Origin of the sequence: Kocuria sp. CPCC 205297 (genome assembly GCF_040981035.1) — a bacterium.
GTDB classification, from domain to species: Bacteria; Actinomycetota; Actinomycetes; order Actinomycetales; family Micrococcaceae; genus Kocuria; species Kocuria marina.
This window is the reverse complement of record NZ_JAVKPY010000014.1, coordinates 31911-46843: the sequence shown is the minus strand read 5'-3', so window position 1 is coordinate 46843 and position 14933 is coordinate 31911. Positions and strand designations below refer to the sequence as shown.

Sequence of the window (14933 nt, the reverse complement as noted above, 5' to 3'; positions counted from 1 at the left end):
CCTCATTCGGAGTCTGGATGTATCGAGCACACGAAGACCGTAGCTGAACGAGCATTTAGCAACACGCCCTAGCTCCAGGTCTAGTCCGCGCGGGCGTCCCCGCCGGGGCAGCCACGTCCAGTGCAGTTCGGTGCCGCCGCGCAGCGTCACGGTCAGGGTGTGCCCGTCGGACGACGTCGCCCGGGCGAGGGCGCGCGGGCCGGCCGCGGCCACGGCGTCGTCCTCGGAAGGAACCTCCACCGCGATCGTCACGCTGCGGGGCGGGGCGGAAGGGGCAGGCGCACCCACGTGCACCCCCCGCTCGATGCCGTCGATGATCGCGGCGAGCGCGGGCAGGGCAGTCTCGTCCCCAGCGAGCACGACGTCCTGGTCCGCCGCACGCCGTTCGTCCCACGCGGCCCACCAGGGGGACCCGCCCGAGGGCACGAGCAGCTGCACGTGCTCACCCTCGCGCACGGTGTCACCCCACGCGGCCCCGGGGCCCATCCCATGCTCGGGGTCGTCGTGGAGCACCACGTCGATGGCCAGCTCCGGGACCGTGTGCCCGGCCAGCTCCACCTCGGCCGCATCGCGCACCGTGTACGTGCGCAGCCAACCCCGGCGTTCGGGCGGGGCGGCCATGAACTCGCGTCGCCACCGGGTCATGTCGCTCACGTCCACCGCCACGGTGGCCCCGGGGGTGGGTGGGATCAGTACTTTGAGGTAGGCGTCCGTGCGGGGGCCCGGTCCCTGGTCACCCCACGGCATGATCCGCAGTTCCTGCCCCGCCACACGAACGCGCACGAGGTGTTCGCTGAGCTTCGTGCGTCCCGTGACGGTGGCCGTCACACATGCGAGTTCCGTCATGGCAGTACCTCCTCGGGTGATCTTGGAGTGCTCGGCGGGGTGTTCGCCGGTCCCGTCCACGGGATCACGAGCCGGGCGTCCGTGGGGGCGTCGTGGAGCACCCGCGCGGACATGTCGAAGACGTCGCTGACCACCTCATCGGTCATGACCTGCTCGGCCGAACCGGTCGCGGTGACCGCCCCGTCCTTGAGTGCCACGAGCACGTCCGCGTACCGCGCCGCGAGCGAGAGTTCATGCAGCACCATGACCAGGGTGATCCCTCGGGAGCGCTGCAGTGCGGTGAGGATGTCCAGGATCTCGGCCTGGCGCGCGATGTCCAGATACGTCGTGGGTTCGTCGAGCAACAGTACGTCCGTGTGCTGCGCGAGCGCGAGGGCGATCCACACGCGTTGGCGTTGACCGCCGGACAAGTCCCCCACGCGGCGTTCGAGCAGCTCCCCCAACCCGGTGAGTTCGACCGCTTCCGCCACGGCGTGGTCGTCCTGGGCACGCCACCGTCCGAAGGCGCCACGGTACGGGTGCCGTCCGCGCGCCACGAGCTCCTGCACGGTCACGCCCTCGGGTGCCACGGGGTCCTGTGGGAGGAAACCCACGGTGCGCGCGAACCGGGTGCGGTGCCACCGACTCACGTCCGCCCCGCCCACGAGGATCTCTCCGGCGGACGGGGTGAGCTGGCGCGCGCACGCCTTGAGCAGCGTGGACTTCCCGCAACCGTTGGCCCCCACGAGCGCGGTCACGGCCCCCGCGGGGAACGTCACGTTCACGTCCCGCAGCACCGGCGTCTCGCCGTAGCCCACGGTCAGCCCCCGCACCGCGAGCTCGGACGACGACGCCGCGTCCTCGCCTTGCTCGGTCCCCCCGGCCCGGTTCGGATCGGTCATGGACGTCATGCTTCCGCCTTTCCTCGCCCGATCAACAACCACAGCAGCACGGGCGCGCCGGCCGCCGCGGTGACCACGCCCACGGGCAGGGCCAGCCCGGGGATCGTCTCCGCGGCAACGTAGTCTGAGACCACCATGAGCACCGCGCCCACGAGCGCGGCGTGCCGGGCGTGACCCGCACCGCCGCCCAGCCCCCTCGCAATGGGTGCGGCCATGAACGACACGAACGCCACGGGCCCCACGGCGGAGGCCGCCACGGCCACGAGCACCACGGCGAGCCCGAGGGCCGCGAGCCGCGTGGCCCGCACGTGCACCCCGAGCCCGGCGGCCAGGGGATCCCCCGCGCCGAGCGTGTCCACCGCGGGCGCCAAAACCGCGCACACGGGCAGCAGGATCGCGAGGCAGATCCCCACCTGCGCGATGTCCACCCACCGGGCAGCGTTGAGTGAACCCGTGAGCCACTGCATCGCGTCCTGGGCGGCGTAGATGTCCGCGCGGGTCAGCACCGCGTTGATCGCCGCGGCGGTCAGTGCTCCCGCCGCGACGCCGGTCAGCACGAGTTTGCCGATGTTGGCCCGCGTACCCCCGGCGGCCAGGACCACCGCGAGCATCAGGCCGAAACCACCCGCGAGGGAACTGAGTGTCACCGCGGCACCGGAGAGCCCCCCCAGCGTGATGGCCGCGACCGCGCCGAGCCCGGCCCCGGAGGAGACACCCATGATGTCCGGGGAGGCCAGGGGATTGCGCAGCACGCGCTGGAACAGGTGACCGGCGATCCCGAAGGCGATCCCCGTGAGGATCCCGAGCACCGTGCGCGGCAGAGTGATGTCCCACACGATGTACGCGGCGGGGCCGGAGTAGTCGTGGGTGAGCACGGCGACCAGGTCGGGCACGGCCACGACGTACTTGCCCAGTGCGATCCGCGCGAAGGAGGCGAGGACCAGGACGAGCACGAGCAGCGCCGTGACCCGGCGGGTGCGGCGTCGGAAGCGGGAGCGTCCCGCGCGCACGGTGGCCACGGTCGCGGGGGCGGGCAGCGACGTCGTCCTGGGAAAAGGGGAAACGGCGGGACTCACGCGGCCACCACTCCCCTGCGTCGGATCACGACCACGAGCGCGGGGGCGCCGATCACCACGAGCGCGATCCCCACCTGGATCTCCCGGTCCGGGACGAGCACGCGCGCCACGACGTCCGCGAGCAGGACGATGAACGGGCCCGCGAGCAGGCACGCCGGGACGACCCTGCGGTAGGAGATGCCCACCAGCGAACGCACCGCGTGGGGTACGAGCAGCCCGCAGAACACTAGCGGGCCCACGAGTGCGGTGGAGGTACCCGAGAGCAGCACCACGGCCAGGCCCGCGAGGCCGCGCACGAGCGCCGGGTTCACCCCGAGTCCGCGACCCAGAGCTTCGCCCAGGGTCAGGGTGTCCAGGGAACGGGCCAGCGTCCACCCGAGCAGCAGGGCCACGAGAATCACGGGGCTCGCGAGCACCAGGAACGTGCCGTCCGGCCGGGTCAGTTCACCGACCTGCCAGCGCCGGAAAGTGTCGAACGTGGCCTGGTTGCTCAACAGCACCGCGCTCGTCAGCGCCGTGAGACCCGCGGAGACCGCCGCCCCCGTGAGGGCCAGGGTCACCGGACGCGCCCCGCCCCGGGCCGCGGAGGCCAGCGCGTACACGGCGGCCACGGCCACGGCGGAGCCCAGCGCCGCGAGCCACAACTGGCGCGTGACGCCGGTCAGACCCAGGAACGCGCCGCCTGCCACGACCGCGAACGCGGCCCCGGCCGTCAGCCCCAGGATGCCCGGATCGCCCAGGGGGTTGCGCGTGGCACCCTGTAGCAACGCCCCGGCCACGGCGAGCGCGGCCCCGGTGAGCAGGCCCGCCCCGGTGCGCCACACGCGGGATTCGACCACGGCGCCGTCGAGCGCGGGAACCCCGGGGACGGCCCCCGGGTCACCCGAGAACACGTGCGGGACCACGTGCCACGTGACACCCAGCCCGATGGGCCGGGACCCGTACGAGATCGAGAGGAACACGGCCACGAGCAGCAGTGCCGCCATGGCGAGCCAGGACATACCCCGACCCCGCGTGCGCCCGCGCGGGGCGGACGGCGCAGCGTCGGGACGGGCGAACGTGGAACTGCCGGGCACGAAGGGTCAGGCCCCCAGCGTGGTCTTGATCGCCGGGATGTGGGCGTCGAGCGCGTGGGGCATGGACAGCGGAGAGGACGAGTACCCGGAGAGCACGTCCTGCTTGTCCGTGAGGAACATCCCCCGCCCGTTCGCGATCGCGGGGATGGTCTTGAGGATCGGGTCCGTGCGGAACTTCTCGGCCTGGGCGTCGTCCTCCGCGGCCGCCACGAACAGGTCGCTCGTGAGCTCGTCGGCGCGTTCGCGGGGCCATTCGCGCCAGAACTGATCCTCCGTGATGTTGTCCTTGACCGCGTCCGCGAGATTCATGCCCAGCTCTATGAAGAAGCGGGGGCGTCCGTCCGCGGGGCCGTAGAACCCCAGGCTCTGGGAGACGTCACCGTAGATGAAGGTCTTGCCCTTGGCCGCGCCGAGTTCGTCGGAGCGCCGGGAGACGAGTTCTTCGGTGCGGCTCACGAGTTCGTCACCGGCCGCGGAACGGCCCAGGGCCCTGGCCGTGACACGCTGCATGTCCTGCCACGAGTTGACCCACGGGCCCGTGGGGTACGCGACCACCGGGGCGATCTTTGTGAGGCGGTCGTACTCCTCCCGGGTGACCCCGGAGTTCACCGCGACGATCAGGTCCGGGCTCAGCTCGGCGATGTCCGTGAAGTTCACACCGTCCGACTCGTCCATGGCCTTGGGCGTCTTCCCGCCCAGTTCTGAGACCTTGGCGTCGAACCAGTCGGTGGACCCGTTCGCGTTGCCGCCCCAGGCCACCTTGGTCATGCCCACCGGCACCACGCCGAGCGCGGCCACGAAGTCCTGCGTGTTGCTCGCGCCCACGCACACGACCCGCTGCGGCGCGGCCTCGACCTTCGTGGTGCCCAGGGCGTGTGTCACCTCCACGGGGAACGTGTCCGTGGGGCTCGACGACGCCGTGGCACCGGGGGTCTGCGCCTGCCCGTCTCCGTCCCGCGCGCCCGTGGAACACGCCGCGAGCCCCATGAGGGAGGCCACGGCCAGGCCGGAGCCCAGCAGGGTGCGACGGTTGAACTGCCGGGACGCGTTCCCGGACCGGTGAGGGGACATGGACACTCCTGGGTCATTGAATTTGATAAGGCAAGCCTAACCTAATTCATGCTCCCGTTCGGCCGCAACCGCTCCGTGCGCGCTCTCGCGGGTGCGGCCGGACCGAGCAGAGCCAGGGCGTTCCGCTGACCGGCCATGGGGCGCCGGGCGGATGGGCAGGACCGGCCCACCAAGGGCAACCGGCCGCCGGTGCTCCGAGGCACCGGCGGCCGGTCACCGCAACGCACGCTGTCAGTTGTTCGTGCGGATCATCTTGTGCGGCGCAGCCTGGGCCACGGGCTTGACCGTAATCGTGTCCAGGTCCACGTGATGCGGCAGCTCCACGGCGAAGGCGCAGACCTCGGCCACGTCCTGGCCCGAGAGCGGTTTCTCCACGCCCGCGTAGATCTTGTCCGCGGCCGCCTGGTCACCACCCAGGCGCATGAGCGAGAACTCGGGAGTGTGCACCAGACCGGGCGCCACCTCCACCACGCGCACGTTGTGCTCAGCCTCCTCGAGGCGCAGCGCCTCGGTCATGGCGCGTTCGGCGTACTTGGCGGCGTTGTAGCCCGCTCCGCCCTCGTAGGCGCGCTGGGCGGCGATCGAGGTCAGGTTCAGCACCGTGCCCTCACCGTTGGCCCGCAACGTGGGCAGGAACGCGCGGACCACCCGCAGGGTGCCCATGACGTTGACGTCGTACATCCACTGCCAGTCCTCGTCCTTGGCGTCGGCCACCGTGTCCGTGCCGCGTGCTCCGCCGGAGATGTTGAGGATCGCGTCCACGGTGCCCTGCTCGCCGAGCACCCGATCGCGCAGCGCATCCACCTGCGCCTGGTCGGTAATGTCGGTGGGCGCGGCACTCGCGCCGGTCTCCCGGGCCAATTCCTCGAGACGCTCCGCGCGACGGGCGACGGCGTACACCGTCCACCCGCTCTCGCGCAGGCGGCGCACCGTGGCCTCGCCGATGCCCGTGGAGGCACCGGTGACCACGGCCACCTTGCCGTTGCCGAGCGGCTTGGGATCCTTGTAGGTGGGAGGTGTGTTCTGAGTCATGTTTCCACCGTAGCGCGCGGAATTATGACTTAGAACAATCCGGATCGGCTCGATTAGGACATTTCAGAAACCACTGCGGTGATCGCGCAACCAGCCCAGGAGCACAACGGCGTTGTTGTGCTCCTCGTCCTTCGCGTCATAAAGCAGGGTCGCGGAGTCTACGTCCCGCAGCACGCTCCTGAGCTGCGCGACCTCCCCGGAGGCGTCCTCGTCGAGTTCCTCGCCGTAGCGCTGCGCGAAGCGGTCGAACTTCTCGGGGTCGTGACCGAACCACTTGCGCAACTCGTCGCTCGGGGCGACCCCCTTAAACCAGTGGTCCAGGGCTGCATGGTCCTTTCTGACCCCGCGCGGCCACAAGCGATCGACCAGGATCCGAGCGCCGTCGTCTCGCGCGGCGTCCTCGCGAATGCGGTGGATGTGCAAACGTGCCATGCCCCCACGCTACGACGGTCCGTGCCCGCGTGCATGAGAGACTGGAGCACATGGCACAGAACCTCGAGGGTACAGACACGCCCGAAATCATCGACAGCGCTGCGTCCCCCACCGCGGTGAACGTCCCCGACAAGCCGGCCATGGAGGGCCTGGAGGAGAAGTACTCCGCGCAGTGGCGCGAGAACGGCACGTACGCGTTCCGCGAGGACACCACGCGCGAGGACGTCTACTCGATCGACACTCCCCCGCCCACGGCCTCCGGCTCCCTGCACGTGGGACACATGTTCTCCTACACGCAGACGGACGTGATCGCCCGCTATCAGCGGATGTCCGGCAAGAACGTGTTCTACCCGCTGGGCTGGGACGACAACGGCCTGCCCACCGAGCGCCGCGTGCAGAACTACTACGGCGTGCGCTGCGAGCCCGGCAAGCCGTACATCGAGGGCTACCAGCCTCCGGAGAAGCCGGCCAAGAACCAGCGCGACTGGGACGTGGTGTCCCGCCAGAACTTCATCGAGCTGTGCGAGGAACTCGCGGTCGAGGACGAGAAGGTCTTCGAGCACCTGTTCTCCACCCTGGGTCTGTCCGTGGACTGGACCCGCACGTACCGCACGATCGACGCGCACTCGCGCAAGGTCTCCCAGCTCGCATTCCTCAAGGACTACGAGGCCGGTAACGCGTACATGGCCGAGGCCCCCACCATGTGGGACGTCACGTTTCGCACCGCCGTGGCCCAGGCCGAGCTCGAGGACCGCGAACGCGAAGGTGCCTACCACCGCGTGGCGTTCCACCGACCGGACGGCGAGAAGGTCTTCATCGAGACCACCCGCCCCGAGCTGCTGCCCGCGTGCGTGGCGCTGGTGGCCCACCCGGACGACGAGCGCTACCAGGCGCTGTTCGGCACCACCGTGCGTTCCCCGCTGTTCGACGTCGAGGTCGAGGTCAAGGCCCACCCGCTCGCCAAGCCGGACAAGGGCTCGGGTATCGCCATGATCTGTACGTTCGGTGACCTCACCGACGTCACGTGGTGGCGCGAGCTCGATCTGCCCACGCGCGCCCTGATCGGCCGCGACGGCCGCTTCGCCTCGGAGCAGCCCGCATGGATCGCCGACGGCGCCCCGGCCGAGAACTACGCGCAGCTCGCCGGCAAGACCGTGTTCTCCGCGCAGAAGACCGTGGTCGAACTGCTCGCCGCCTCCGGTGACATGGAAGGCGAGCCCAAGAAGATCACCCACCCCGTGAACTTCTACGAGAAGGGCGACAAGCCCCTCGAGGTGGTCACCTCCCGCCAGTGGTACATCCGCAACGGCGGTCGGGACGCCGAGCGCCGCGACGCCCTGATCGACCGGGGCCGTGAGATCTCGTGGCACCCCTCGTTCATGCGCGCGCGCTACGAGAACTGGATCGAGGGTCTCAACGGGGATTGGCTGATCTCCCGTCAGCGCTTCTTCGGCGTGCCGTTCCCGGTGTGGTACCCGCTGGACGAGTCCGGTGAACCGGATTACGACCACCCCGTGCTCCCCGCCCAAGACCAGTTGCCCGTGGATCCCACCACGGACGTGGCCCCCGGCTACACCGAGGACCAGCGCGATCAGCCCGGTGGGTTCATGGCGGACCCGGACGTCCTGGACACCTGGGCAACCTCTTCCCTGACCCCGCAGATCGCAACCGGCTGGGCCGTGGACGAGACCTTGCACGCCAACACGTTCCCCATGGACCTGCGCCCGCAGGGTCACGACATCATCCGCACGTGGCTGTTCTCGACCGTGGTGCGCGCCGAGACGCTGGCGCAGACCGTGCCGTGGAAGCACACGGCACTGTCCGGGTGGATCCTGGACCCGGACCGCAAGAAGATGTCCAAGTCCAAGGGCAACGTGGTAATCCCCACCGAGGTGCTCGAGAAGTACGGCTCGGACGCGGTGCGCTACTGGGCGGCGTCGGCCCGCCTGGGCGCGGACACCGCCTACGACGAGGGCCAAATGAAGATCGGCCGTCGCCTGGCGATCAAACTGCTCAACGCATCCAAGTTCGTGCTGGCCCAGGGCGTGACCGAGGCCTCCGTGCTGGGCTCCGGGACGGACGGTTCCGTGGTGACCAACGGTCTGGACCGCTCCCTGTTGGCCCAGCTCGCGGACGTCGTGGAGCGCGCGAGCACCGCGTTCCAGGAGTACGAGTACGCGCGCGCCCTGCAGTTGATCGAGTCCTTCTTCTGGACCTTCACGGACGACTACGTGGAGCTCGTGAAGGACCGCGCATACGGTTCCCGCGGGGAGGCCGCGCAGGCCTCGGTGCACGCGGCCCTCGCGACGACGCTCGACACCCTGCTGCGCTTGTTCGCCCCGTTCATCCCATTCGCCACGGAAGAGGTGTGGTCGTGGTGGCGCTCCGGTTCGGTGCACCGCGCGGCCTGGCCCGTGACCGACGGGTTCGCCGAGCCCGCTCACGCGGGTGATCCCGAGGTGCTCACCGTGGTGGGCGAGGCGCTGTCCGGGCTGCGCAAGGCGAAGTCCGAGGCCAAGGTCAAGCAGCGCACCGCGGTCACCTCCGCGGTGATCTCGGGCCCGGCCGCTCAGCTTGAGCAGTTGCGCGCCGGGCTGGAGGACCTCCAGGCCGCCGGTAACGCCGCAGACCTCACGCTCACCGGCGCCGAGGGTGAGCTGGCCGTGAGTGACGTCCAGCTCGAGGAAGCACCACAGGCCTGAGTCGACATGGAGGGGCCCGTCCTGCGTCGTGCGGGATCGGGCCCCTCGGCACATCACGAACGCCGTCGCCCCCGCGGAGCCGTCCTTGCCCGGTCCGATGGACGGCACCGGCACACCGGGCCCTCTGCGCTGCACCCAGCGCATGAACGAACCCCGCCACGTGCGTGACGGGGTTCGTTCATGCCTGCAGCGGTCGGGCGCACGGTCCGGCGCACGCGCCGCCGCGGGACGTCAGCTGAAGTCGGGGCCCTTCTCGCGCCCGCGCTTGAGCTCGTAAAAGCCGGGGTAGGACGCCAGCGCCAGGGCGCCGTCCCAGACCTTGCCGGCCTCCTCGCCCTTGGGCGCCGGGGTGAACACGGGACCGAAGAAGCCCACGCCGTTGACGGCGATGCACGGGGTGCCGATGTCCTGACCCGCCACGGCACGGGCCTCGTCCGTGGACGCTCGGATGGCGTCGTCGTACTCGGTGGAGTTCTTGGCCGCAGCGAGGTCTGCCGGCAGACCGACCTCTGTGAGGGACTCGGTGATGATCGCCTCGAGGTCCTGCATGCCACCGGGGTGACGACGGGAGCCCATGGCGTCGTAGAGCTTCTTGTAGTACTCGCCGCCGTGCTGCTCGGCCGCGGCCTGGATCACGCGCACGAGCCACATGGACTCGTCGTGGCCGTGGTGGTGGTTCTCGGGGTTGTCCTCGTTGAGGATGCCCAGCGAGATGATCTTCCAGTCCACGTCCACGTCCCGGATGCGCACGACCTCCTCCATCCAGCGGGAGGTCATCCAGGCCCACGGGCACAGGGGATCGAACCAGAAATCGACGTGTTGCTTCTCGGCCATGAGGTGTCCTTTCGCGCGTTCGGTTCTTTCGCTCACGCCGACTTGTGGCGACGCCGCTCGGCGTCGATCATCTCGTGCGTGAAAATCTCGGGGTCGGCCAGTTTGGCCACGGCGTCCTTGGTGACGAGCACCGCGGCGACGTCGTCGCGGCCCGGCAGTTCGAACATGACCGGCATGAGGATGTCCTCGAGGATCGCGCGCAGACCGCGCGCGCCGGTGCCGCGTTCGATGGCCAGTTCCGCGATGGCCTCGAGGGCCTGCGGGTCGAAGGTGAGTTCCACACCGTCGAGCTGGAAGAGTTTGCGGTACTGCTTGACCAGCGCGTTCTTGGGTTCGGTGAGGATGCGCACCATGTCCGCGACGGACAGTTTGGACAGCGTGGCCACCACGGGCAGCCGCCCGATGAACTCGGGGATCAGTCCGAACTTGAGCAGGTCCTCGGGCTGGACCTGACCCGTGAGATCCACGTCCGCGGTGTCCCGGATGGGCGCACCGAAACCGATGCCCTTCTTGCCCGTGCGCTGCTGCACGATCTCCTCGAGACCCGCGAACGCTCCCGCCACGATGAACAACACGTTGGTGGTGTCCAGGTGCAGGAACTCCTGCTGCGGGTGCTTGCGGCCACCCTGGGGCGGCACGGAGGCCACCGTGCCCTCGAGGATCTTCAGGAGCGCTTGCTGGACCCCTTCGCCCGATACGTCCCGCGTGATCGAGGGGTTCTCAGATTTACGAGAAATCTTGTCGATCTCGTCAATGTAAATAATCCCCTGCTCCGCTTTCTTGATATCGAAATCAGCGGCTTGGATGAGCTTGAGAAGAATGTTCTCAACGTCTTCCCCCACGTATCCGGCTTCGGTCAGGGAGGTGGCGTCCGCGACCGCGAACGGCACGTCCAGTTTCTTGGCGAGGGACTGCGCGAGGTAGGTCTTCCCGGACCCCGTGGGTCCCACCAACAGGATGTTGGACTTGGCCACCTCGATGGCCTCCTCGTCCCCCTCGGAGCCCGCAATGGTGAGCGTGTGCCCGGAGACGCCCGCGCGGATGCGCTTGTAGTGGTTGTACACGGCCACGGCCAGCGCACGCTTGGCGGGCTCCTGGCCGATCACGTACTCCCGCAGGTGATCGTAGATCTGCTGCGGGCGGGGCAGCTCCGTCTGGTCCGTCTCCGTGACCTCGGTGAGCTCCTCCTCGATGATCTCGTTGCACAGCTCGATGCACTCGTCACAAATGTAGACCCGCGGGCCCGCGATGAGCTTGCGCACCTGCTTCTGGCTTTTGCCGCAGAAGGAGCATTTGAGCAGGTCAACGCTCTCCCCGATGCGCGCCATGTATCAGCCTCACAGTTCGTCTTGACGGATGCTGGGTCCACTCTAAGCGAGCTTCTCACGGCCCGCCCAATCATGCCGAGGCGCGTGACGGCCACGCCGCATATCCGTGCACCGTGGCCGTCGGTCCCCTCGTCACCCCCGGAAGCTGCGCCTCCGGGTCGCCGCTCAGGCCTGCGTGACCGTGGAGGGCTTGTTGATCTTGCGGGAGTCCAGCACCTGGTCGATGATGCCGTACTCCTGGGCCTCCTTGGCCGTGAGGATCTTGTCGCGTTCGATGTCGCGGTTGATCTCCTCCGCAGCCCTGTTGGTGTGCAGCGCCATGGTCTCCTCCAACCACGTGCGCATGCGCATGATCTCGTTGGCCTGGATCTCGATGTCCGAGGCCTGACCGCCGCCCTGGCCCTCCATGGCGGGCTGGTGGATCAGCACGCGCGCGTTGGGCAGCGCGAGGCGCTTACCGGGAGTACCGCCCGCGAGCAGCACGGACGCCGCGGAGGCCGCCTGGCCCAGGCACACGGTCTGGATCTCGGGGCGGATGTACTGCATGGTGTCGTAGATGGCCGTCATGGCCGTGAACGAACCGCCCGGGGAGTTGATGTACATGGTGATGTCCCGGCCCGGGTCCTGGGACTCGAGCACGAGCAGCTGCGCCATGATGTCGTCCGCGGAGGTGTCATCCACCTGGACGCCCAGGAAGATGATCCGGTCCTCGAACAGCTTGGTGTACGGGTTCTGGCGGCGGTAGCCGTACGGGGTGCGTTCCTCGAAGTCCGGGATCACGTAGCGGCTGGTGGGCAACTGCGGTGCAGTGGCGTGAGGCAAGTTCATTGGTCCGTCCTGAAAGTCTATGGGTGGTTCTGGCAGCTCGCGCGCTGCTTACTGGGAGTCCTTCATGGTTCCGCCGCCACCGGTCACGTTGCCGGCAGACTGGGCGATCTGGTCGAAGAATCCGTACTCCAGGGCGCGCTGAGCGTCGAACCAGTTGTCACGGTCGTTGTCGCGCAGGATGGTCTCGAGCGTCTGACCGGTCTGCTCCGCGGTCAGTTCCGCGAGCCGCTGCTTCATGGACAGGATCAGCTCGGCCTGCACGCGGATGTCGGACGCGGTGCCGCCCATGCCGCCCGAGGGCTGGTGCATGAGGATGCGCGCGTTGGGGGTCGCATAGCGCTTGCCCTTGGTCCCGGAGGACAGCAGGAACTGGCCCATGGACGCGGCGAGGCCCGTGGCGACCGTGACGACGTCGTTGGGGATCAACTGCATGGTGTCGTAGATCGCCATGCCCGCCGTGACGGAACCGCCCGGGGAGTTGATGTAGAGGTAGATGTCCGCCTCGGGGTCCTCGGCGGAGAGCAACAGCATCTGCGAGCAGATGAGGTTGGCGTTGGTGTCCCGCACCTCGGAACCCAACCAAATGATGCGTTCCTTGAGCAGTCGGTTGTAGACGTAGTCGTCCTGACCACCCGGAGCCATGTCCTCCATACGCGGAGTGGCCGGTGCGGCACCGTACGGCTGAATGGGAGTGGAGGTCATGAATGCCCTCTTTCTGCTGGACGGGTCCGGGTCGAACGAGCGCCGCCGAACCGAACCCATGAACACGTTCTGTCTCAGCAGCGTAGTGCGCCGTCTCCCCGTGCACGCCCGGTGTTCCGCGGTGTTCGCTTCTGGCGCATGGTGGCACGCGGACAGCGAAACGCCACGACGTCCCCTCGGTGGGGGGCTCGTCGTGGCGTTGCGCGGAGGCCGTTGGCACCCGGTTCACCCGGGTGCCAACGGGTGACTCACTTGGTCTCGGCGGCCTCGTCGGTGGCAGCTTCGTCCGCGGCGGTCTCCTCGGAGACGGCCGGAGCGGAGTCGGCCTCGGCACCCTGCTCGGCGGCGGCGTCGTCCGCGGAGCCCACGAACTTGGACAGGTCCACGGCTTTGCCGTTGGAGTCGGTGACGGTGGCGTACTCGAGAACCTTGGCCAGGGCCTTGCGGCGGCGCACCTCACCGACCATCATCCCGGCCTGGCCGGAGCCGTCCAGCATCTGTGCGAACTGGTTGGGGTCCATGCCGTACTGCTGGGACATGTTAACGATGTAGTCGATCAGCTCGGACTGCTCCACGCCGACCTCTTCGGCCTCGGCCACGGCGTCCAGGATGATCTCGTTGCGGAACGCGGTCGCGGCGTTCTCACGGACCTCGGCACGGTGCTCCTCGGTGTCGTGACCGGGTTCGGCGGAGGCCTGGGCCTGCGGCGAGTCGAAGTGCTGGGTGACCTGCTCCTCGATGACGTTCTCGGGGACCGGGACCTCGATGAGCTCCACGAGCTTCTCGAGCACCTTGTCACGGGCCTCGATGCCCTGCTCGACGGCGACGGACTCGGCGGCCTGCTTCTTCAGGTCCTCCTTGAGCTCATCGACGGTGTCGAACTCGGAGGCCAGCTGGGCGAACTCGTCGTCCACCTCGGGCAGTTCGCGTTCCTTCACGGCCGTGACCTTGACCTTGACCGTGGCCTCGGCACCGGAGTGCTCGCCACCGGCGAGCGTGGTCTCGAACGTGGCGTCCTCACCGGCGGACAGGCCGGTCACGGCCTCGTCGATGCCCTCGAGCATGGTGCCGGAGCCCACCTCGTAGGACAGGTCGTTGGCGGCGTCCACTTCCTCGCCGTCCACGAGCGCCTGCAGGTCGAGGGTCACGTGGTCACCCTCGGCCGCGGGGCGATCCACGGTCTTGAGGGTGCCGAAGCGACCGCGCAGCTCGTCCAGGGCCTTCTGCTCGTCCTCGGCGGAGGCCTCACGGGCGTCCACCTCGATCTTCAGACCCTTGTAGTCGGGCAGCTCGATCTCGGGACGGATGGCCACGGAGATCTCCACCTGGCTGTCGGCCTCGCGGTCGTCACCCTCCGGCTTGGAGAGCACCTCGACCTGGGGCTGCGACAGCGGGGTCAGCTCGTGCTCGGCGAGGGCCTGCTGATAGAAGTCGTTGAGCCCCTCGTTCAGGGCGTTCTCCACCACGAAGTCAAAGCCCACGCGCTGGTCGATGAGCTTGGAGGGCACCTTGCCCTTGCGGAAGCCGGGGATCTGGATCTGCTCGGCCAGTTCCTTGTAGGTCTTCTGGACGAACGGCTTCAGATCCGCGTAAGCGATGTCAATGGTGATCTTCGCCTCGGTGGGGTTGAGTTTCTCGACGGCGCTCTTCACTTCCGCTGTCACTCCTGGGGTCGATGGGTACTTGCTACAACGGACCGGGGTCGGTCCGGTCGGTCAACGAGCGCCGCAACGCGACGCGCTGCAACGCTCAGACGTCGGGGTGACAGGACTCGAACCTGCGATCTCCTGCTCCCAAAGCAGGCGCGCTAGCCACTGCGCTACACCCCGTGATCACGTGCCCGACACGCGCTCCGTTTCGTCTCCGCCCGTGGGCGGAACGAGGTCGACGGCTCGCCCGCGGGCGAGCCGACATCACGACAGTCTATCGTGTCGCGGCCCCGCACCCGGCAACCGGGTGGTAGAACCCGGTGATTGGCACGGTTTCTGGGGCTCGTGTACTCTTTCAACGTCCCCGGGGATGTAGCTCAATGGTAGAGCCCCAGTCTTCCAAACTGGCTACGCGGGTTCGATTCCCGTCATCCCCTCAGCGATCCCCGAAACCCTGCCGTGCCCGTGTGCGCCGC

13 protein-coding genes and 2 tRNA genes are annotated in these 14933 nt (G+C 68.7%); 2 read left to right on the top strand and 13 right to left on the bottom strand.

Annotated features, from left to right (window positions below; translation table 11 throughout):
- The 7 genes from RF650_RS12400 to RF650_RS12370 all read right to left on the bottom strand — a co-directional run.
- Positions 1-846: siderophore-interacting protein (locus tag RF650_RS12400; RefSeq protein ID WP_368815060.1), on the bottom strand; the 846-nt coding region annotated here is incomplete at its 3' end.
- Positions 843-1727, bottom strand: a complete 885-nt coding sequence (locus RF650_RS12395) for an ABC transporter ATP-binding protein (RefSeq protein WP_368815059.1) — start codon at positions 1725-1727, stop codon at positions 843-845. The genes RF650_RS12400 and RF650_RS12395, both read right to left, overlap by 4 nt.
- Positions 1728-1732: 5 nt before the next feature.
- The gene (locus tag RF650_RS12390; protein ID WP_368815058.1) at positions 1733-2803 is read right to left on the bottom strand and encodes a FecCD family ABC transporter permease; all 1071 of its coding nucleotides are present in this window, start codon (positions 2801-2803) and stop codon (positions 1733-1735) included.
- A complete protein-coding gene (locus tag RF650_RS12385; RefSeq protein ID WP_368815057.1) occupies positions 2800-3804 on the bottom strand; it encodes a FecCD family ABC transporter permease in 1005 nt (334 codons plus the stop codon). The genes RF650_RS12390 and RF650_RS12385 overlap by 4 nt, the downstream gene beginning before the upstream one ends.
- Positions 3805-3885: 81 nt before the next feature.
- Positions 3886-4950 (bottom strand): ABC transporter substrate-binding protein, encoded by a 1065-nt coding sequence (locus tag RF650_RS12380; RefSeq protein ID WP_368815056.1) that lies wholly within the window; start codon positions 4948-4950, stop codon positions 3886-3888.
- Between the two features lie 231 nt (positions 4951-5181).
- Positions 5182-5982, bottom strand: a complete 801-nt coding sequence (locus tag RF650_RS12375; protein ID WP_368815055.1) for an SDR family oxidoreductase — start codon at positions 5980-5982, stop codon at positions 5182-5184.
- A gap of 63 nt (positions 5983-6045) precedes the next feature.
- A complete protein-coding gene (locus tag RF650_RS12370) occupies positions 6046-6414 on the bottom strand; it encodes a DUF488 domain-containing protein (RefSeq protein WP_368815054.1) in 369 nt (122 codons plus the stop codon).
- Positions 6415-6464: 50 nt separating this feature from the next.
- On the opposite strand from RF650_RS12370, the gene valS reads away from it, so the two are divergent.
- Positions 6465-9116: a valine--tRNA ligase gene (gene valS / locus RF650_RS12365; RefSeq protein ID WP_368815053.1), complete on the top strand. Its 2652-nt coding sequence runs from the start codon at positions 6465-6467 to the stop codon at positions 9114-9116.
- Positions 9117-9347: 231 nt separating this feature from the next.
- On the opposite strand, the gene RF650_RS12360 is transcribed toward valS, so the two are convergent.
- From RF650_RS12360 to RF650_RS12335, 6 genes are all read right to left on the bottom strand, one after another.
- The gene (locus RF650_RS12360) at positions 9348-9950 is read right to left on the bottom strand and encodes a DsbA family protein (protein ID WP_368815052.1); all 603 of its coding nucleotides are present in this window, start codon (positions 9948-9950) and stop codon (positions 9348-9350) included.
- A gap of 32 nt (positions 9951-9982) precedes the next feature.
- Positions 9983-11278 carry an ATP-dependent Clp protease ATP-binding subunit ClpX gene (gene clpX, locus RF650_RS12355; protein WP_131332780.1) on the bottom strand — a complete coding sequence of 432 codons (1296 nt, stop codon included), beginning with the start codon at positions 11276-11278 and terminating at the stop codon, positions 9983-9985.
- Positions 11279-11443: 165 nt separating this feature from the next.
- Entirely contained in the window at positions 11444-12106 is a 663-nt protein-coding gene (locus RF650_RS12350) for an ATP-dependent Clp protease proteolytic subunit (protein ID WP_368815051.1), read from the bottom strand.
- A 48-nt stretch (positions 12107-12154) separates the two neighbouring features.
- Positions 12155-12757, bottom strand: coding sequence for an ATP-dependent Clp protease proteolytic subunit (locus RF650_RS12345; protein ID WP_035962642.1), 603 nt, complete (start codon positions 12755-12757; stop codon positions 12155-12157).
- A 299-nt stretch (positions 12758-13056) separates the two neighbouring features.
- Positions 13057-14460: a trigger factor gene (gene tig / locus RF650_RS12340; protein WP_368815050.1), complete on the bottom strand. Its 1404-nt coding sequence runs from the start codon at positions 14458-14460 to the stop codon at positions 13057-13059.
- Positions 14461-14564: 104 nt separating this feature from the next.
- Positions 14565-14637, bottom strand: a tRNA-Pro gene (locus RF650_RS12335).
- A gap of 186 nt (positions 14638-14823) precedes the next feature.
- On the opposite strand from RF650_RS12335, the gene RF650_RS12330 reads away from it, so the two are divergent.
- Positions 14824-14894, top strand: a tRNA-Gly gene (locus tag RF650_RS12330).
- Positions 14895-14933: the final 39 nt, after the last annotated feature.

Bases quoted from the DNA above. Each gene is read 5' to 3' on its own strand.
- valS (WP_368815053.1), top strand. From the start codon at position 6,465: ATGGCACAGAACCTCGAGGGTACAGACACGCCCGAAATCATCGACAGC.
- clpX (WP_131332780.1), bottom strand. From the start codon at position 11,278: ATGGCGCGCATCGGGGAGAGCGTTGACCTGCTCAAATGCTCCTTCTGC.
- RF650_RS12395 (WP_368815059.1), bottom strand. From the start codon at position 1,727: ATGACCGATCCGAACCGGGCCGGGGGGACCGAGCAAGGCGAGGACGCG.
- RF650_RS12350 (WP_368815051.1), bottom strand. From the start codon at position 12,106: ATGAACTTGCCTCACGCCACTGCACCGCAGTTGCCCACCAGCCGCTAC.
- RF650_RS12375 (WP_368815055.1), bottom strand. From the start codon at position 5,982: ATGACTCAGAACACACCTCCCACCTACAAGGATCCCAAGCCGCTCGGC.
- RF650_RS12385 (WP_368815057.1), bottom strand. From the start codon at position 3,804: ATGTCCTGGCTCGCCATGGCGGCACTGCTGCTCGTGGCCGTGTTCCTC.
- RF650_RS12360 (WP_368815052.1), bottom strand. From the start codon at position 9,950: ATGGCCGAGAAGCAACACGTCGATTTCTGGTTCGATCCCCTGTGCCCG.
- RF650_RS12380 (WP_368815056.1), bottom strand. From the start codon at position 4,950: ATGTCCCCTCACCGGTCCGGGAACGCGTCCCGGCAGTTCAACCGTCGC.
- RF650_RS12345 (WP_035962642.1), bottom strand. From the start codon at position 12,757: ATGGAGGACATGGCTCCGGGTGGTCAGGACGACTACGTCTACAACCGA.
- RF650_RS12370 (WP_368815054.1), bottom strand. From the start codon at position 6,414: ATGGCACGTTTGCACATCCACCGCATTCGCGAGGACGCCGCGCGAGAC.